The 19630-nt window shown below is 43.9% G+C and carries 14 protein-coding genes and 1 pseudogene; 10 read left to right on the forward strand and 5 right to left on the reverse strand.

Features of this window, described 5'->3' with window-relative positions; genetic code table 11:
* The first annotated feature begins 51 nt into the window (after positions 1-51).
* From OCV44_RS17355 to rlmJ, 7 genes are all read left to right on the forward strand, one after another.
* On the forward strand, positions 52-876 hold the full coding sequence (locus OCV44_RS17355; RefSeq protein ID WP_139683629.1) for a LytR/AlgR family response regulator transcription factor: 825 nt from the start codon (positions 52-54) through the stop codon (positions 874-876).
* 250 nt (positions 877-1126) lie between these two features.
* On the forward strand, positions 1127-3889 hold the full coding sequence (locus OCV44_RS17360; protein ID WP_139683628.1) for a M16 family metallopeptidase: 2763 nt from the start codon (positions 1127-1129) through the stop codon (positions 3887-3889).
* Positions 3890-4236: 347 nt separating this feature from the next.
* Positions 4237-7053: an insulinase family protein gene (locus OCV44_RS17365; protein WP_139683627.1), complete on the forward strand. Its 2817-nt coding sequence runs from the start codon at positions 4237-4239 to the stop codon at positions 7051-7053.
* Positions 7054-7315: 262 nt separating this feature from the next.
* Positions 7316-7816, forward strand: coding sequence for a hypothetical protein (locus OCV44_RS17370; protein ID WP_139683772.1), 501 nt, complete (start codon positions 7316-7318; stop codon positions 7814-7816).
* A 273-nt stretch (positions 7817-8089) separates the two neighbouring features.
* Positions 8090-9889: a protein translocase subunit SecD gene (gene secD / locus OCV44_RS17375; protein ID WP_139683626.1), complete on the forward strand. Its 1800-nt coding sequence runs from the start codon at positions 8090-8092 to the stop codon at positions 9887-9889.
* Between the two features lie 2 nt (positions 9890-9891).
* Entirely contained in the window at positions 9892-10815 is a 924-nt protein-coding gene (secF, locus tag OCV44_RS17380) for a protein translocase subunit SecF (protein ID WP_139683625.1), read from the forward strand.
* A gap of 232 nt (positions 10816-11047) precedes the next feature.
* Complete coding sequence (gene rlmJ / locus OCV44_RS17385; protein WP_139683624.1) at positions 11048-11914, forward strand: 23S rRNA (adenine(2030)-N(6))-methyltransferase RlmJ; 867 nt, start codon at positions 11048-11050, stop codon at positions 11912-11914.
* Between the two features lie 296 nt (positions 11915-12210).
* Here the strand turns inward: rlmJ and OCV44_RS17390 are convergent, their stop codons facing one another.
* The 3 genes from OCV44_RS17390 to OCV44_RS17400 all read right to left on the reverse strand — a co-directional run bounded on the left by OCV44_RS17390 (position 12211) and on the right by OCV44_RS17400 (position 15330).
* Positions 12211-13299: an alkene reductase gene (locus OCV44_RS17390; protein ID WP_139683623.1), complete on the reverse strand. Its 1089-nt coding sequence runs from the start codon at positions 13297-13299 to the stop codon at positions 12211-12213.
* 52 nt (positions 13300-13351) lie between these two features.
* Entirely contained in the window at positions 13352-14545 is a 1194-nt protein-coding gene (locus tag OCV44_RS17395) for an MFS transporter (protein WP_139683622.1), read from the reverse strand.
* 101 nt (positions 14546-14646) lie between these two features.
* Positions 14647-15330, reverse strand: a complete 684-nt coding sequence (locus OCV44_RS17400) for an SDR family oxidoreductase (RefSeq protein ID WP_139683621.1) — start codon at positions 15328-15330, stop codon at positions 14647-14649.
* A gap of 134 nt (positions 15331-15464) precedes the next feature.
* Between OCV44_RS17400 and OCV44_RS17405 the strand changes: the two genes are divergently transcribed.
* From OCV44_RS17405 to OCV44_RS17415, 3 genes are all read left to right on the forward strand, one after another.
* Positions 15465-16400, forward strand: a complete 936-nt coding sequence (locus OCV44_RS17405) for a LysR family transcriptional regulator (protein WP_139683620.1) — start codon at positions 15465-15467, stop codon at positions 16398-16400.
* 206 nt (positions 16401-16606) lie between these two features.
* Positions 16607-17281: a response regulator transcription factor gene (locus tag OCV44_RS17410; RefSeq protein ID WP_139683619.1), complete on the forward strand. Its 675-nt coding sequence runs from the start codon at positions 16607-16609 to the stop codon at positions 17279-17281.
* Positions 17265-18551, forward strand: coding sequence for a sensor histidine kinase (locus OCV44_RS17415; RefSeq protein ID WP_139683618.1), 1287 nt, complete (start codon positions 17265-17267; stop codon positions 18549-18551). Before OCV44_RS17410 ends, OCV44_RS17415 begins: the two co-directional genes overlap by 17 nt.
* Before the next feature lie 18 nt (positions 18552-18569).
* Here OCV44_RS17415 and OCV44_RS17420 read toward each other — a convergent pair.
* Positions 18570-18704, reverse strand: a pseudogene (locus OCV44_RS17420) (type II toxin-antitoxin system prevent-host-death family antitoxin); the annotation flags it as partial.
* A 246-nt stretch (positions 18705-18950) separates the two neighbouring features.
* A complete protein-coding gene (locus OCV44_RS17425) occupies positions 18951-19628 on the reverse strand; it encodes a hypothetical protein (protein ID WP_139683617.1) in 678 nt (225 codons plus the stop codon).
* Positions 19629-19630: the final 2 nt, after the last annotated feature.

A 19630-nucleotide genomic window follows, 5' to 3' on the forward strand; every position in this document is an offset into this window, starting at 1 on the left:
GAACAGTGACGAAAAATAGACGATTTACAGTGTGAATTTAAAGGATTAACCATGAACAACCCAGCAATACAGCCGAGCGTAACGGCGATTATCGCAGACGATGAAGCACTGTTAAGACATCACCTAGACAAGAGTTTGGCTGAGGTTTGGCCGGAGCTAGAGATCGTCGGCAAGGCACAAAACGGTTTGGAGGCGATGCAAAGCATTCAGCAGCTTAAGCCCGATGTGGCGTTTCTCGATATTCGTATGCCTGAGCTGGATGGAATCTCACTAGCAAAACAACTCAACAAGCTAGATTCGCCGCCATTGATTGTGTTTATCACGGCTTATGACGAATACGCAGTTAAAGCCTTTGAACAAAATGCGATGGATTACCTGCTGAAGCCAATCAACGAAGAGCGTCTACTCGCTACCTGTCAGAAGGTTCAAGCACGTCTGTCGAGCAATCAAACACAATCAGGTAGCACGCCGGAACAGCCTGATATCGCGGCATTAATGAATCAGCTTCAACAGCTATCCCAGTCAACCTCACAGCAACCTCAATATCTAACGTGGCTCAAAGCCAGTGTCGGTGAAGACATTCACCTGATTGCCGTCGATGATGTGGCGTATTTCAAAGCCGAAGACAAGTACGTGTCTATATTTAAAAAGGGCCAAGGAGGTTCGCTAGAAGAGTTCATTCTTCGCGTGTCTCTAAAAGAGCTGATCGCTCAGCTCAATCCTGATGAGTTTTGGCAGATCCACCGCTCAGTGGTGGTGAAAGTCTCCGCCATTGATAAGGTGAAGAAAGTGCTCTCAGGCCAGATGTCGGCTTATGTCTCCGGCGAGAAGTTACCGATCAGCCGCGCTTCACAAGCTCTTTTTAAAGGGATGTGAGAAACCTGTTTAAAGGAATCCAATAAATTAGTTTAAAGGAATCGAATCATAAGCTTGGAGATGAAGCGAATTTAAGAGGACCTGATGACCCGGATCTACAATCTATGACGATCAGATTTTGTAATTTATAAAGTTGACAGTTTCATGCATGTTTAGATTGTCTCTCAAAATTTAAATGACTGAATTTATATGAAATTATTATGCTATTGCGATCGGATATATTGGAGGAAAGCCCTTCAAAGAGATCGTTATGAAAGCATACTATTTAGTCGTCGTATTGAGCTCCACATTGCTAGGTTGCAGCTCTACTCCCCAGCAGCAAACGTTATTGAAATCCGATCCATACTGGGTCAAAGGAGAGTTAGATAACGGATTAACCTACCATGTCTACCCTGACCAAGAACAACCTGTCTCGGTACGCTTACTCGTGCATGCCGGATCTTTGCAAGAGAGCGAACAACAGAAAGGGTACGCCCACTTTGTTGAGCATATGGCGTTTAATGGCAGCAAGAACTTTTCCGGAAATGAGGTGGTCGAGCTATTTGAGCAATCTGGTGCCAGTTTTGGTGCAGACTTAAATGCTTACACCTCTTACCAAGAAACCCTCTATAAATTAGATCTGCCCGACAATAAGAACCTAGACAAAGCGCTGGCTTGGTTTAGAGACATTGGCGATGGTTTATTGCTGTCCGGAGCTGAGATCGAAAAAGAGAAAGGTGTGATACTTGGGGAGTTTCGATACACGCGAGTTGAAGATAAGCCTCTCTCGTTTAAGTTCTACGATCATCTGGTTGAAGGGACGACTTACCAAAGTAACGATCCTATTGGCAATAAAGAATCCGTTTCTAAAGCGAATGTTCAAGAATTAAAGAACTATTACCAAACCTGGTATCAACCTCAGTTAACCGAAGTGATTGTCTCTGGTGATATCACACTGGCAGAAGTGATCCCTTTGATTGAAGACACTTTCTCTGATTGGCAAAGAGGCACAACACCGGTTCCCGTGAAGAACACGTCAGTGGATTACAATACTCAAGATTTTGTGGCGTATGGATCTGCTGTCGAGCCACCGAGCATCGGGATAGTCATTGATCGTGGGGAAAGAGTGACACAGAGCCATGAGCAACAACATCAGCTTTGGTTAGATAATATTGCTCAACAACTTATCCAACAAAGGTTGAATTCTGACTTTGTTGACGCTGCGTTACCTGTGCAGTGGGTTTTTTCAACACCCTACTTATTAGAGTACCAAAGGTATTCGATTACTACGGTCAGTTTTCCTGTTGGTAGCCGAGAGCAAAGTCAGCAGCAGTTTGTTTCTACTCTCGCCTCTTTGCGTGATTATGGCGTAAGTGAATATGAGTTGGCGAGTGTGCTTCAGCAATACCAAGCGAACCTTGACGATATTCAACTAAACTGGGATCAAATGGATGCTGTGGCTCATGCTGATGGTAAATCGACAGCATTGGTGATTAACCAACCCGTTCAATCACAGCTTGATTATAAGTCGAGTTTGAAAACGTTTCTTGCGAATACGGATCTCGAGGCCGTGAATGATAACTTAGATGATTTGCTTTCTAGCCCTTACATTTTGGGGTTAGGTTTATCTTCTAAGGAAGATCTTCAAGCCATGGAGAATGAGCTAAAAGATGTCAGAAAAGCCTATAAAAAGACGGGTAACAAACCACTGCTCGTTACCGCAAGTTCTGCGTTTAGCGTGCCAGAATCTCAAGGCGACATTGTGAAACAAATTCAGGTGAGTGAGGATCCTAACTTACAGCAATGGACATTGAGCAATGGTATCGAGGTTTGGTATTTACGAAACCCTGAGGTGGGTAATAATGTTGGCGTTTATTATGCCAGTGAAGGTGGTAAGTCAGCCCTAGATCCTTCTTTATTTCCTGCGCTAGAGGTGGCCATTCCAGCTTCGAATCGCAGTGGCGTTGGTAAATTCAGTGGCTCGGAATTAAATTCCCATTTGAAACGTAAAGACATCCAAATTTACCCCTTCATTAACTTCACTCATCACGGGTTGGAAATAAACACTAAGAAGAAGACGCTCGCAGAAGGCTTGGCTGCACTGTATACCATTGTGACCGAACCTAAAATCGACAGCGATCAGCTTGAGGCAGTGAAGTCTGAATTCACGCAAGGTCGTACTGCCTACCTAGAAACCCCATTGGGACAGTTTACCCAGATGGTGAATCGCAACAGCTATCAAGATAGTAGTCGTCATATCATGTTGGAAAGTGAAGATGTTGAAGCTGTTACACCTCAAGATATACTTGATATACAGCATCAACTCTTTCAGAAGTTAAGAGACAATACGCTTGTCATCGTTGCTGATATTAAGCCATCTGAAATTAAGCCCCTCGTACGCCAATATGTTGCTTCATTGCCACTAGAAGCGGTTGAATCTCCTAATTATGAGGTGGCTTATAAAACGGATTCAGAAGAGCGAATAGATGTATCGATCAACAATGAAGACAGCAGTCAGTACTTGTTGCGTGTAATTTCCCAGCAAGCTCGGGATAAAACAGCAAAAGATGTGTTTATGGATGATATGCTGCAGCGCGTATTGTCGAGTCGCCTAACGGCTTATGTTCGTGAAGAGTTAGGCTTGGATTATGCACCTTACGTGTATTCGGTCGCTCAAGACAGTGAGCCAAGTTACGACTGGTTGGTGGGCTCCTTAACAGCCCCTGAAAACTTAGATCAGGTTGAACAGGCGATCGATAAAATTATTGCTGAAGCTGTCAAAGGGATCTCTGAAGAAGAGACTCGAACGGCAGCTAAACAGCTAGTGGCTGACCTCACGCCACTTCAATATAAGCCTACTCAACAAGCTTGGTTTATTTCACGTTACTTAATTCATGACTATGGTGTTGAGGCACTGTTTGACTTACAAGGAACGACAGATTCAATTTCTAGTAAAGATATGACTGAGTATGCTAAAGAAATTTTTGGAGATAACAGCTACCAGTTGAAGAACTTGTTAAGGCCACAAAGTTAAGCTGATTGAGTAAAGTGACTTTTCAGAAAAGTCGCTTTCACCCTGAATATATGATGTCGAATCTAAGCCAAATGCTAAGTCATTTGGCTTTTTCGTTAGGTTGGAGCTAGTCTTCTAAACTTGTTACTTTTTTAAACTCGTTACTTTTAAGCTTGTCACTTTTAGATTAGTTAGTGACTTTTAAACTAGGTAGTGACTTTTAAATGCTCGCAATTCGCGCCTTATATAACCGAGTGCAATTTATAAAATAAAGATCCAGATCACAAAGATACTCATCCGGTTCAATATTAAATAATAATCATTAATTCAATCTGTATATTGTCGATGAATGACATTAAGAGGTTGTTATGAAAACATATTATTTAGCGACGGCAATATGCCTCACCTTGGTTGGCTGTAGTTCAACATCAAAAACGACTGACACCTTCATCCAACCGGACTCGGCTTGGACTTCAGGCCAGCTAGAGAACGGCTTTACCTATCATGTTTATCCTGATCATGAAGCGCCAGTTTCTGTTCGCTTAGTCGTACATGCAGGCTCTATTCAAGAAACTCGTCAACAAGAAGGTTATGCGCATTTTGTCGAACACATGGCATTTAATGGCAGTAAGAACTTCTCGCAAAACGATGTGATTCGCCTATTTGAAGATGCAGGTGCTAGTTTTGGGGCTGATATTAATGCCTACACCTCTTATGAAGAGACGGTATATCAGCTAGATTTACCCGATAACGTCCAATTACAGTCTGCCCTAACGTGGATGCGAGACATCGGTGATGGATTGGATCTCGCCAGTTCAGAAGTTGAAAAAGAAAAAGGTGTGGTTCTTGGGGAGTTTCGTATGGCTCGCCTTGATGATAAGTCATTCCCAGAAGTGTTTTATGACCACTTTATTGAAGGTGGACCGTATGAATCCCAAGACGCATTGGGAACTAAAGAATCGGTTGTAAATGCGACTTCTCAAACCCTAACCAATTTTTACCAGACTTGGTATCAACCACAAATCGTAGAGCTTGTTGTTTCAGGTGATGTGGATATCGAAACCGTGATCCCATTAATCGAAGCGAAGTTTTCTAGTTGGCAGCGTGGTGAAACGCCTAAACCAGTGAAACAGAAAGTCACCACTTTCAACGAAGGTGACTATGTTGAGTATACGAAGAGAGAAGCCCCAAGTATTTCACTGACGTTTAACCGAGGTTCAAACATCATTGAAACTCACGATCAACAGCACCAACGTTGGTTGGATGAAACCTCCCAGTTATTGATTCAACAACGACTTGAAGCGGTATTTAATGATGCGGCTTTGCCTACTCAATGGATAGCGTCAGACAGTCTTGAAATGGGTGCTCTGCTTTATTCATCAACAAGTATTGGATTCCCTGTTGGAAGCCGTGAAGTGACTCAGCAAAAGATGCTCTCGACGTTGGCATCATTGCGTGATTACGGTGTGTCGAAAGCGGAGATCGTCGGTGAGCAACACTACTACCAAAACTTACTCGATAATATTGAGGATGACTGGGATAAAGAAGACGGTGTCGACCATGCGAACAATAAAGCAAGTGCTTTAGTGACCGGTCGAATCGTTCAATCACAGAAAGATTATCAGGCCAGTATGGGAGGTTTCATTTCCAACTTCAGTCTTGAAGCTATTAATGACAACATAAAAAGCATACTTTCTGGTGATTATTTCATGATCATTGGCATGAGTAAGACTGAAAATAGAGCCGCAATCAATAACTCGTTAGAGAGCTTAAAAGCCACCTTTGGCGACATGAGTACTAATAGCAAAATAGGTACTAATAGAGAAACGGGTACCGCGCCGTTGGTTGCAGCGGCGGGCAGTGCTTTTGCGGTACCGAGTTCGCAAGGCGATATTGTGTTGGTTGAACAAATATCTGTCGATCCATACATTCAAAAATGGACGTTAAGTAATGGCATTGATATGTGGTACTTACGTGACTCACTGGCGAATGATGATGTTGGCGTGATGTACATGAGTTTGGGTGGAAAGGCTGCTTTGGAGCCAAGCTTATACCCAGCGGTTGAGGTTGCATTGCCTACTTTTGCTCGAAGTGGTGTGGGTGATTTGACCGGTTCTGAACTTCAAGCGTACTTTGACCGTGAAAATATTCAAGCCGATTCTTTTATAGGCAATACTCGTCATGGTGTTGAATTTAATATCAAAAAATATGGGCTAAAAGATACGTTTGCTGCGCTTTATACTTTCATAACCGCGCCTAAAATAAGTCCCGAGCAGCTAGAAGCTGTGAAGCAGGAGTTTGTACAAGGTCAAGAATCGTTCTTGAGCAGCCCTGTTGGCCAGTTTGAACGTGCAATAAACCAAAATATTTATCGTCAAGAAAGCCGTCACCTCTTTGTTAATAAAGAGCGTGTTGAAGTGGTTTCTGTGGAAGATATCAGCCACCTTCATCAGCAACTGTTTGGTCAAATGAGGCATAACCAATTGGTGATCGTTGGTGATATTGATCCAAGCGTATTGAAGCCTTTGGTTCAGCAATATTTGGCTTCTATTCCATTAGAAAAAGCTCTAGTCCCTGACTTTAAGGTGGCTTACAAGCAACCATCAGAACCACGCATTGATTTAGCCATCAACAACGTGAATAGCGCGGAGTACGTCTTAAGAGTCATTGCTGAACCTAGTACTGTAACCACGGTTGAAAAAGTTATTACGTCAAAAGATATCTTCATGGAAAGCATTCTGGAACGTTTGTTAGCGACTCGCTTAGATACCTATATTCGTGAAGAGTTGAGCTTAGATTACTCACCTTATACATTCTCAGCGTCAGCAGATAGTGAGTTGAGTAACGAGTGGGTTATCGGTGCGATGATAGCGCCAGAGAACGTTGATAAAGTGGAAGTGGCGATTGATAAGGTGATTACAGACCTTTTACAAGGCGTTTCTGAAGAGGAAATGCGAGCGGTTGTGAAACAGTTTGAAGCTGACTTCACGCCTCTCGAGATGAGCTCTATTGACCAAGCGTGGTATGTGTCTCGTTATCTACTTCATGGTTACGATATCGAAGCCTTGTCTCAAGTTGAGCGCGTGGCGAGATCGATATCCACTGAAGATATGAATGCTCTAATACAGCGTATTTTTGGTGAGAACAGCCGTAAGGTTAAGAACATCATGCGTCCTAAAGCCTAACGTAGAGCGTGAAAACGATAGCCAAAAGTGCTTCGACAAATACCCCTTCAAAGCCAAGCATTGATTGCTTGGCTTTTTGTTTTTTGACGACTTTGGATTCGTGAATACAGCGCTAGGAGGTCAGCAATTGTCAGCGTAGTGTCAAATGTGTTCGGTTGTGTTTCTAAATCAATTGTAACTTTCATAGCTGTTATATATTGTCGCAGTGTTTACCATTCAGGATTATTGTTAATTGCTTAAACTAGGTACCCGATTAGTCTTAATGTTGTTTTTACTGAGCTTTGGCTTAGTGAATTCTAACGGCTATTCGTTTCCTTCTAAGCCATTTCAAATTCATTCGGCTCAAGAGCAATCTTCGCAGAATGAACAATTTTCATCAAATGAACAATCTTCCTCGAAAAAACAGTGTAAACAAGCCACTACGGATAATCCGTCGAGCTACTTAGAGTGCGATAAGGTTCCGTTTGGTACCGTGCCTTATGGTGACAGTTCCAACTATCATGACACCGAGTCGAGCCTCCAAGCTGCAAACTTCAGACGTATGCTCAGCAACGAGCAAGAAAGCGTGGCCGATCTTGAGCCTGCTTATCATCTACTGATCGACTTTTCGCCCCCTTCATTACTGGCTTCTCTGCTTTTGAATACACCTTTGTTGGATTCCAAGCAGCATTGGACCAGCATTGTGAGTTCTCCGTCCTCCCGGCTTTCTGGGTGGAAAGAGGGCAATATTCAATACTCGCATTTCCGAGAACTTCTTAGCTAATCGTTTGACCTTAAATTGGTCGTATCGATGGTCGCCTTGTGTCCGTTGAACTCGCCAATTAACCCAATATAGCGACACACAATTGTTAGCCTCACTATTACTCAATCAGCTTGTTTTGGTTGTGACTAGTTGACGTTCGTGTTCGCAAAACATTAGTTATACCAATCGCAGTAAATAACTGGCCATCCTAGCTGGTTAAAACGCTCGATCACTGCTTTTTCCCGGCGCTATTTTTGAGCACGTGTTTACGGTGATTGGTAAAGAGAAGAGATCTTGACTGTGAAAAAACGCATTCCAAGAAAACAAATTAACCACTACTCAAAGTGGAAATACGTGGTGCTTATCGCCACCATCATCATCATGATTCTAAGCGCTCTACCTTCTTGGTTTGGCGAAGATGCCTCGGTTCAAATCAGTAACCGCTCTGAACGGACGATCGACGCTACTCAAGTGACTCAATATCTTGCTAGCGAAGGTATTCAAGCCAAATCAGCCTTTCAAAAAGACAAACGTTTAGTGGTGATCTTAGAAGACGCTGAGCAACAAGCGAAAGCCAAAGAAGTACTCAATGAGCGCTTCCTCGACAACGCGACGGTTGCGCTTGCTATGGAGCCAGCAGCACCTAAATGGCTGACTGACATGGGCTTTGCACCGATTCAGTTAGGTCTTGATTTACGTGGTGGTGTGCAGTTCTTATTAGAAGTGGACATGGAACCGGTTTACCACGCACAAGCGCAAGCGATGGTCGATGAGGTGACCAGTCAGGTGCGTTATGCACGCGGTAAAGTGGTCAACAACCAAGTTCAGTTTGATTTCCGTACCGACGCCGATTTCGAAAAAGCACAAAAGCTGATTCGTGAAGAGTTCCCACATTGGCTACGTGATCGTTCAGATAAGTCACTGACGTTAACTCAGTCTGAAGAAGAGCAAAGAACGCTACGCAACCTAACCGTTCAACAAAACCTGCAAATCATGCGCAGCCGTATTGAAGAATTAGGCATCACAGAAGCATCGATTCAACGCCAAGGTGAAAGCCGAATTCGTATCGAATTGCCGGGTGTACAAGACCCTGCAGCTGCGAAAGATGTTATCGGTGCTACGGCTTCACTAGCGTTCTATTCGGTGTACGACAATGCAACTCGCAATACTCAAACGCTAAAAGATACAGATGGCAATCGTGTCGTTGTCGCTCGCAAAGCAGTACTGAGCGGTGAACACATTATTGATGCTCGTAGTGGCATTGGTGAGATGGGCAGTGCAGAAGTAAACATTACCCTAGATTCTTCTGGTGGTAAGAAAATGTCTGAGTTCTCACGTCATAACATCGGTAAGCCAATGGCAACCGTGTACAGCGAGTACAGTCGTGATAGAGCGGGCAACAGCAAGCAAGACAGTGAAGTGATCAGTGTGGCAAACATCCAGTCTCAACTGGGTAGCCGTTTCCGAATCACAGGGGCTGGCACTTTAGGCGAAGCGCAAGAGTTAGCCCTACTGTTACGTGCGGGATCATTGACTGCGCCAGTGACTATCATTGAAGAACGTACTATTGGTCCGTCTTTGGGTGCGGAAAACGTCACTAACGGCTTTGCTGCTCTGGCGCTTGGCCTTGGCCTTACGCTAACGTTTATGGCGCTATGGTACCGCCGTCTTGGTTGGGTCGCGAACTGCGCATTGGTGGTTAACATGACCACATTGTTTGGTTTGATTGCGCTACTACCGGGTGCGGTATTAACTCTGCCGGGTATTGCTGGTTTAGTACTGACCGTCGGTATGGCGGTAGATACCAACGTGCTTATCTTCGAACGTATTCGAGACAAGATGAAAGAGGGACGCAGCTTTGCTAGCTCTATCGACCGTGGTTTCGATAGCGCATTCTCGTCAATTTTCGATGCTAACGTCACCACCATGATCGTTGCTGTGGCTCTATATACCATTGGTAATGGACCGATTCAGGGCTTCGCTCTGACACTGGGCTTAGGTCTTCTGACCAGTATGTTCACAGGCATTTTTGCTTCACGAGCGATCATCAATTTGGTTTGGGGGCGTGACCAACGCCACGATGTAAGAATTTAAGCATGAGTATTTCAAATATGACTATTTCAAACAGCAACATGACTCGCCTTCGTAAGGTGATGTCTGTGATTTCTATTGTGCTGTTCATGAGCTCTGTGATGCTGGTGGCGGTGAAAGGTTTTAACTGGGGTTTGGACTTTACTGGCGGTGTAGTTGCTGAGGTTCAACTCTCTGATCAAGTAACCAAAGATGCGTTAAAAACCAAACTTGATACGGATTTCCAACAAGACGTACAAGTGGTTGGCATGGCAGAACAGGATCGCTGGACAATTCGTTACAGCCAACTGACAGACGCGCCACAGCCAAACTTAGTGGATGCTTTGTCTTCTGTAAGTGACCAAGTAAAAGTGCTCAACAGCAGCGTGGTTGGCCCTCAGGTGGGTCAAGACATGGTTGACCAAGGCGGCTTGGCGGTATTGGTGTGCTTCCTAATGATCATGCTGTACCTGAGTGTACGATTTGAATGGCGTTTGGCACTTGGTGCTCTTGCTGCAATCATTTATGACGTGACGCTTATTTTAGGTTTGTTCGCTTTTACTCAGTTTGAGTTCAATCTAACCGTATTGGCGGCCGTGTTAGCGATTCTCGGTTATTCATTGAATGACTCGATCATCATTGCCGACCGTGTGCGTGAAATGCTTCGCGGCAATCCAAACGGTGATACTGACAACCTGCTCAATGAATCGGTTAAAGCGACCTTCTCACGCACTATGGTGACGTCAGGAACGACGCTAATCACCGTATCTGCGCTTTGGCTACTTGGTGGTGCGGCACTGCAAGGTTTCGCTATTGCACTCGTTGTGGGTATTGTCAGCGGTACGTGGTCCTCCATTTCAGTAGGCATCACCCTACCTAAGTTACTTGGATTGCAGCCTTGTCACTATCAGGTGAAACCAGTAGTAGAAGTTGAGGGTGAGTATCCTTAGTTTCCTGATTGCTTAAGTTTTCTAATTAGATAGCGCTCAGCCTTAGTCCTCATTGACTAACGAGTGAGTTCAGCAAAGCCTTTCGTTTGTAGCAAGACGAAGGGCTTTATTTTTTATAAGAGTCAGTCAGTTAGTTAAAAGAGAGGCTATTTCAAAAAACAATGGATTGAGCAGGCAAGCCCTCATTATATGAAGTATGTTTATATGACGTCAGTAGAAATGAGGCAAGGGAATGGAATATCGACATCAATGTCATGTAGGCGACCACGGTGATGCACTCAAGCATCCAGTATTGAGTGCACTGGTTAAATCATTAATGCAGCAACACTCTCGCCTCAATGTTATCGACACGCACTCAGGAACAGGGTGTTACGACCTAACCACCGCGCCAAGTAATCACGCGGGTGAGTTCGCTGAAGGGGTCGGGTACTTATGGCGCAACAAGGCTTATCTTCCGTCGGCATTCAGTTCTTTTATGTCGGTCTTGGAATACTACAATCCGAATCAACTTATCTCTCTCTATCCGGGCTCAGCAGCCATCACTTACCAACAAGGCCGCAGCCAAGATAGTTTCTATTTTTCAGATATTCAGCAAGATGAAGCTGATTTACTGCAAACTAATATTGAGACGTTACAACGTGACCTTGATGTCTCAAGCAAGCTGACTATTTCTGCGGGTGATGGGCTTAAAGCGTTGCCTGACGACGTAGCAAAACACGATAATCATCACCTGATTGTTATCGATCCTTCCTATGAAACCGATTCTGAATATCTAGCGGTGATCGATGCCTTGGTTAAGGCGTATCAACAATCTGAGAAGGTATCTGCACTAATTTGGTACCCGCTTTACACGGATGACAAGAGCTCACTGATTCTGAATCACTGTGTTACTGCAGTGAAAGATGATTTGCTGCCAAGTCCGATTAAGTCGGAACTTCGCCTTCGAGACCCTAAGGGTGATGATCGTCTAATCGGCAGTGGTTTGTTGTTATTCAACCCACCACAAGGCATTTCAGGAATAGTCGCAGATACGCTTGATTATTTACACAGCCAACTCTCGACCAATGGTGAAGGCTACTGGCAAATGAGAAGCCTATAGATCTGATTTTTATGGGTTTTATGATGATTTTCGAGATGTAGATCGCTAAATCATTTCAATCTGTATGGTTTAAATTGACCAAACTCTAACTTTTATCGATTGATTTATCGCGATGAATCATATAAAAATAGTACATCAATGCGCACAGGTGCATACTGGCTCATAAGTTAAATAATTACCCAAATTAATATCAGATTGTGGTTTACCCCCTAAACTGCATAAGGCTCGCACTAGTCACGCGAGCCTTTCTTTTGCCTGAAAGAAAACTTAAGGCATTGTTAGCACTTCAAAATCCACTACAACGCTGGGTAATCGGTATAGCCTTTTTCGTTGCCGCCGAACAGAGTGGCACCATCAAGATCGGATAGTTCGTTTCCATTTTGTAGGCGTGATACGAGATCTGGGTTAGCTACGAATGGGCGACCAAATGCGACAAGGTCGGCGTAGCCTTTGCTTAACACTTCTTCGGCGCGTTCTGGTGTGTAGCTGCCTGCAACGATGATGGTGTTAGAGAACAACTCTCTTAGTTCTACGCGGAAGCTTTCAGGTATCACAGGCGCGTCATCCCAATCGGCTTCTGATAGGTGCAGATAAGCGATATTACGAGCTTGCAGCGCTTTTGATGCTTCTAGAATCGTTGGCACGATGTCTGGACAATTCATGTCTTTGAAGGTGATGAACGGGGCTAAACGAACACCCACCTTATCTGCACCAATCGCGTCAATCACTGCATCAACTACTTCAATTAGAAAGCGAAGTCGATTCTCACGACTGCCACCATAGTTGTCGGTGCGTTTGTTTGAGTTGGTTCTTAGGAACTGGTCAATCAGGTAGCCATTACCACCGTGGATTTCCACTCCGTTGAACCCGGCCTCGACTGCTCTTTTCGCTGAGTGAGCAAAATCTTGAACAACACGGTCGATATCGGCTTGGGTCATTTCTCTTGGTTGAATGCAATCAACCATGTTGCCATTTCCATTCTCATCAGAGATCCAAACCTGAGTTTCTACCGGAGCCAGTGCCGAAGGCGCGATTGGCAGCTCACCTTTTTGGAAGGTTGGATGAGACACGCGCCCCACATGCCATAGTTGGCAGAATATCGCTGCGCCTTGTTCTTTAGCGGCAGAGGTGACACCTTGCCAGCCTTTCACTTGTTCGCTTGTGTAGACGCCGGGCGTGAATGAGTACCCTTGAGAGTCATCTGAGATTTGTGTCGCTTCAGTGATGATTAGCCCAGCACTGGCTCGTTGTTGGTAGTAAGTCGCCATCATTTCATTTGGCACGTTTCCAGGTTGGCTTGTACGAGCGCGTGTCATGGGAGCCATAACCACACGGTTTTGTAGTTCTAGATCTTTGAGTTCTGCTGTTTCGAATAATTTGCTCATGGTATTTACCTTGTGTCGGTCATGTGTTGATTGATTTAGCGTGCGGTGGTCACTATTTCGATTCCGCAGGGCTGAAGATAGAGTCGTTTTGTGGCTTTTCAGCTCGGTTGGCTTTTGCGATAAGAAACAAACCAATCACTGGGACAACAATGGCTGCGAACGGAATCATGCCTGCGCCTAGTTGGCTGTCGAGTACCATGCCACCAAGGAATCCACCAAAGGCATTGGCTAAGTTAAAGGCTGAGATATTCGCGGTTGCTGCTAGTTCTTGGCCTTCGCCACCGTGATTCATTACTCGAAGCTGCATAGCAGGAACGTTCGCAAATGATGCAATACCAAAGACAAATGCAGCGGCAACGAATAGGATTTTGTTGTCTACAACAAGGCCTACCACTATTAATGAAACGATCATCGCGATAGCCCAAAACATCGATGCTTTGCCTAAATCTTTGTCAGAAGAGCGTCCGCCCAAGGTGTTGCCGATGATTAAGCCGACACCAACAATCACTAAGATCCAAGTTACTGATTCTTGACCGTAACCCGTGATGTGCATGGCGATAGGCGCAAGGTAACCGTAAAGCGTCATGAAGCCAGACCAAGCAAAAGCGGTGATTGCCAAGCTGATGAGAAGCATTGGATTTTTGAATGCCAACAGCTGAGTTTTGATGTCTTTCGCTTCGCTGTGACCTGAAGATTTTATTGACGTTAAGATTGAAATCATGGCGATGGTGCCAAGTGCTGCCACGGTAAAGAAGGTGGTGTGCCAACCGAATTGCAAGCTAACCCAAGTACCAGCGGGAACCCCAAGAACGTTAGCGAGTGTTAAGCCAGCAAACATTTGACCAACAGCACGACCTGCCATTTTTTCAGATACTAAGTTGGTCGCGACAACCGCACCTATGCCATAGAAAGGGCCTTGCACTAAGCCTGCGATAACACGGCTTGTAAGTAGAAGTGGATAGCTTGGCGCAAGGGCAGATAAGACATTACCAATGATGAACAGTGCCATTAAGCCAATCAGTACCATCTTCTTGTTAAAGCGTGCTAGATAGATGGTTAAGATAGGCCCGCCGATAACGATAGCTAACGCATAAGCACTGATTAGGTATCCGGCTTGACCTTCGGTGATCGAAAGGGATGTCGCAATTTGTGGCAGAATGCCTGCGATAACAAACTCAGCCGTGCCGATTGCAAACGCTGCGAGTGTCAGTATCCAAACTTGGAATGGGATCTTTTCTTGTTTCATGACGTTGTACCTATTTTTAAACTTGGGTAGCACAGGGCGCGATGTTGGGCGCCCTCGCTTAAATGTTGATTACTGTTTCTGATGGGCTTAGTGATGAGTACTTAATTGAGCAAAGCGCCGCCGTCGATATCGATGATTGAGCCGGTTACGTACGGGTTATTAATCGCGAACAGATAACCCATCGCTATCTCAGAAGCTTCGCCAACCTTGCCGGCGGGTAAGTTGTTTTTGGCGTTGTCGTACATGCTTGCACGAGCGGAATCATCCATATTTTTGTAGGCTTCAGTCATGGTAAGGCCGGGGCTGACGGCGTTGACTCGAATCGGTGATAGCTCTTTGGCAAGCACCTTAGTTACGCTCTCTAGCGCGGCATTAATCGTGGTTTTTACGTATGTACCAGCAACCACTTTGCGTGACAGCATGCCCGTGGTTAGTGTGATTGAGCCGTTTGGAGGCATGTAACGTGCGGCGTGCTTGGCTACGTTTAGGCTTCCCCAAAACTTGGTATCAAATGCGGCTTTTGCGTCTGCTATAGCTACGTCTGTCACTTTTCCTGCGGGAGCGTATGAACCCGCTGTGACTATCAAGTGCTCAAAAGGACCAATCGATTCGAAGTATTCGCAAATTGATTTTTCACTGGTGATATCAACGCCAGTGTGTCGGCTCGCAATATGTACTGTGTTGTTTTCGTTTCTCAATTGCATCGCCAATGCTTTACCTATACCTGATGTGCCACCAATGATGACGAAAGTGTGCTTTTCTTGGTTCGTAAGTTCGTTTTTCATGTTTTGAATTCCTGCATGTTCTGCTGATGGTTGCTATTATATTTATTCGACTAAATTTGATAATTAGCTAAAATATAAATTCATTATTCAGTAATGCCGAACAATAAGAATGAAAGGGAAAGGAAGGACGAAGAGTGGATAAGTTTTCAGACATGGCGATGTTCGTGAGCATTGTTAAGCATCACGGGTTAGCTGCGGCGGGGCGAGAGTTAGGGCTTTCTCCTGCGACCATGACAGCAAGGCTTCAGGCGTTGGAAGAGCGATATGGTGTGAAACTGCTGAACCGAAGCACAAGACATGTGTCTTTAACTGACTCTGGCGAGCTGTATCACAAGGCGTGTCTGGAGATATTGGATAACGTCAGCGAGGCTGAAAACCTGATTCAAAATGGCGTCAAAGAGGTTAAAGGCCCACTAAAGATTGCGGCACCTAAAGACATCGGAAAACAGTACATCCTTCCTATTCTGTCGGAGTTTTGTCAGCAGTATCCAGACGTTATTCCCTACCTGTATTTGAACGATCACCTATCGAATATCGCTGAATCAGGCATGGACATCGTGATCCGTTATGGGGAATTGGTCGACAGTAGCTTGATCTCAAGACGCTTATCACCAAGCCGACGAGTGCTGTGTGCTTCACCAGAATATCTTGCCAAGCATGGAACGCCGTTAACACCACAAGATTTGGTCGAGCACGACTGTTTGGCTATGCTGCGTAGCAATGAAGAGCTCAAGACATGGCACTTTCAAGATCATGATATGAAGAAGGCTGTGACGGTTGTGCCGAAGCGCTTTTCAGACGATGGTGAAGTGATTCGATACTGGGCATTGCAAGGAGAAGGGATTGCGTTGAAGTCGGTACTCGATGTGCAAGATGACATCAATAACCAACGCCTTGTGACGCTACTTAATGGCTACATGAAGAACTTCAACACCTCGACGTCAGTATCGAGCGCCGACTTGAATGTGGTGTATATCAGCAAGAAATATCAGCCGAAACGTATTCGGCTGTTTTTGGATTATCTGTTTGAGAATTTTAATGACTTGGTCGAGAAATCAGGCAGAGATTAATTATCGTTAATCTATTGAAAATGAAACCTCAATGACGATAGATCTATAGTGCCTTTGAAGCTTTATTGATCAAATAAACTTTATTACCGAATTGCAGTTTACCCCCTAAGTTGCATCTTGCTCGCATTAGTCACGCGAGCCTTTCTTTTTTTTGGCGATAAGTGTTTGGTTTACGATAATATTTATCTCCGATAAAGGGGGAAGTAGTGAAAATACTAATTATCGAAGATGACACCACCACAAGAGAATTTGTGGCCAAAGGTCTTGAAGAACATGGTTATGCGGTCGACCAAGCAGAAGATGGCAAAAAAGGCTTAATGATGGCGTTAAGCTCCGAGTATCAACTGGTGATTCTTGATCGCATGTTACCGTATTTGGATGGAATGAAAGTTCTCTCTGCAATCAAAGCGACAGAAGAAAATTTACCGGTATTAATTTTGAGTGCCATGGACAGCGTGGAAGATCGCGTGAATGGCCTTCAAGCAGGAAGTGATGATTATCTGATAAAACCTTTTGCTCTGGCTGAGCTTGTTGCACGAGTAGACATCATTATCAATAGAACTAAACGTCAACCCGTTACTGAGACAAATTTGATATATGACTGCTTAGAAATCGATTTACGCGCTCATAGAGTAGTGTGTAAAAACCAAGATCTCCAATTGCAGCCGAAAGAGTTTCAACTGATTCAGTATTTCGTTGAGCACAGTGAGCAAGTTGTTTCAAGAATGCGCTTGTTTGAGGCTATTTGGAGCTACCACTTTGACCCGAAAACCAATGTCATTGATGTTCATGTCGCCAATTTAAGAAGGAAGCTTGAAGAAGCAGGTTGCCCTGATTTGCTTCATACAGTGAGAGGGGCAGGTTATGTCCTTCGTCGATGATTACTCCCTCACTCGCTCCTCCGTATTTAAGACTCTAGTCGGATTGTTTGTGTTGGTGACAGTGATTAATGTCGTCGTGATTAGGCAGGTATATAAAGATTCAGATGCGTTTCATAGAGCGCAGTTGATTCGACAGCTGCAAGATGAGTCATCCGAATTCAGTTATGCAGCCAATCAAAGTAAAGAGGACGTTGAAAGGTTACTTGCCGTAAAGCAAACGTCCGACACCAATTTTTACTATCGCCTTTCTGAGCAAACAAGTCCTTCAATAACCACGTATTATCCCGTTATTTCTCTTATGTCTGAAACCGCCAACATTAGCATTGGAGATACGCATCGCTTGGTGATTGGTATTGATATAAAGGCGGTGGAAGAGTATCGAAAAACCCTGATCCCGATTGTATTTTCTGGCATCGTGCTGCCTATTGCAGTTATGCTGATCGCGGCTCTGTTTTTTACGGTTCTGATCTTAAAGCGTTTAGAAAGAGTCAACCAAGCGATGAATCGAGTGCTGTGTGGTGAAAAAAGCGTAAAAATCCCTGTTTCCAAACAAGACGATGAATTTGATATTTTGGCGATCCATCTCAACTTCATGATTGAGCAAATGGCTAAAAATGAAGAGTCATTGAAGTCGTTAACAGTAGGCATGGCTCACGATATGCGCACTCCCATGGCTCGGCTAAAGCTACTCTTAGAAGAGGTATTATCGGATTCCACATTGACCGACGAACATCAAGAGCAGTTCTCTGCTTGCCATGATGAGCTGGAACTCATTCTATCGCTATTCAATAGTATGTTAGAGATCACTAAGCTGAATAGCGGGCAAACTTTGATCGCCACAGAGCGCGTGGACCTTGGGAAAATAGCTCAAGATGCGATTGAATTTATTAGCCCTATTGCTGAAATGAAACAACAGAGTTTGGTTTGTCGTCTAGACCAAGAGTGCGAAGTATTGGGGGATAAAAGTTTACTCTTCAGGGCTGTCTTCAACTTGGTTGAAAACGCAGTGAAATACACACCGGAAAAGGGCGAAATTGAAGTGGTGGTTGATTACTTTGGTGTCACGGTGGCAGACAACGGTATAGGGATATCAGACAAAGATAAGATGAATGTGTGTCGGCCTATGTTCCGTGCAGATAAAAGTAGAACGGAATTTGGCAATGGCCTTGGCTTGTCTCTGGTTGATGCAGTAGTAAAGCGTCACCACGCTCACCTTATTTTAAGAGACAACAACCCAGGGTTAAGAGCTCGCCTCTATTTTGAACGTTAACCTTAGGGAATGTTTGTCGTAGTCTAAAGACATAACCATAGCATCTTCAGAATCACGACGTGTTGTAGTGACTGTTGTATCAGCATCATTAACGACACCATCCCAAACAGCCTTGAGACTATTTCTAACTTCAGTAAAAGATACGATTCTCATAAGAGCCTCCACATGTACGAAATCAGAGGAGGCTTGACGAAGAAAGAAACAAAAATTGGTTAACTGTTTGATAAGATTATTATTACAACCTTACCTTGGCCTCGTTCGCCTTGAGAAGAACCTCAAAGCGATGCGCCCTTCAAATTTAATTGTACAATTTACTTAATAAAGTGGCTTCGGGCTTGTTCAATATTCGGGATTTAGTGTTGGCTACACAACACCTTAATCCTTATTTGTTATAACAAGTTAGGGTGCTTCAATAGCGTCTAATTGACCAACAAAGTGACTTAAGCTAGGATCTTTAGCTTTCAACTTTTCTAAAACTCGATTATCCAAGAGTGGTTCAGATAATATCTTATAAAAATCATAATCTTTTACAATCTCTCGATCTTTATACGAATGTTTATTTACCAAAATATAGCGTAAGCCTTTTTCGCAGTTTTTTATTTTTGGATTATTCAATTTTTTCGTATCGTAATAAGCGTTAAGCCAACATTCTATTGAATGAACTGCAATACAAAATATGATTTTTTCTGAGTGTTCATCATAAAACCCAGCCTTACCTGAATTGATTTCCTGAGTTAATCGATTAATTACATTTTCAGTAAGTAGATCAACTGTTATCTCTTCATTTCTTTCGTTAACATGAGGAACATCAAATCCAATATTTTTTGAGATATCAGTATCAACATGTACAACCATATAATTACAGTTCAATGCATCATCTCGAAAACGAGTTGATCGTAAATATTCTAATAATAATTCCCAGCCCCCAAACCCAGCTTGCTTTCTCTTGCTCTCATCAAACGGTGGTTGAAACTGATGTATTTCATCATCTAAATCTTCATCATCAAAATAACCACAGATTACCGTTTCTAATACAATTTGATCTGTCGTACCTTCACATGCAAGACCAAAATACATAA

The organism is Vibrio tasmaniensis, assembly GCF_024347635.1.
GTDB lineage: Bacteria > Pseudomonadota > Gammaproteobacteria > Enterobacterales > Vibrionaceae > Vibrio > Vibrio tasmaniensis.

Coding starts and splice junctions, on each gene's coding strand:
- OCV44_RS17355 (WP_139683629.1), top strand. CDS start 52: ATGAACAACCCAGCAATACAGCCGAGCGTAACGGCGATTATCGCAGAC.
- OCV44_RS17360 (WP_139683628.1), top strand. CDS start 1,127: ATGAAAGCATACTATTTAGTCGTCGTATTGAGCTCCACATTGCTAGGT.
- OCV44_RS17365 (WP_139683627.1), top strand. CDS start 4,237: ATGAAAACATATTATTTAGCGACGGCAATATGCCTCACCTTGGTTGGC.
- OCV44_RS17370 (WP_139683772.1), top strand. CDS start 7,316: ATGTTGTTTTTACTGAGCTTTGGCTTAGTGAATTCTAACGGCTATTCG.
- secF (WP_139683625.1), top strand. CDS start 9,892: ATGAGTATTTCAAATATGACTATTTCAAACAGCAACATGACTCGCCTT.
- rlmJ (WP_139683624.1), top strand. CDS start 11,048: ATGGAATATCGACATCAATGTCATGTAGGCGACCACGGTGATGCACTC.
- OCV44_RS17390 (WP_139683623.1), bottom strand. CDS start 13,299: ATGAGCAAATTATTCGAAACAGCAGAACTCAAAGATCTAGAACTACAA.
- OCV44_RS17395 (WP_139683622.1), bottom strand. CDS start 14,545: ATGAAACAAGAAAAGATCCCATTCCAAGTTTGGATACTGACACTCGCA.
- OCV44_RS17400 (WP_139683621.1), bottom strand. CDS start 15,330: ATGAAAAACGAACTTACGAACCAAGAAAAGCACACTTTCGTCATCATT.
- OCV44_RS17415 (WP_139683618.1), top strand. CDS start 17,265: ATGTCCTTCGTCGATGATTACTCCCTCACTCGCTCCTCCGTATTTAAG.
- OCV44_RS17425 (WP_139683617.1), bottom strand. CDS start 19,628: ATGTATTTTGGTCTTGCATGTGAAGGTACGACAGATCAAATTGTATTA.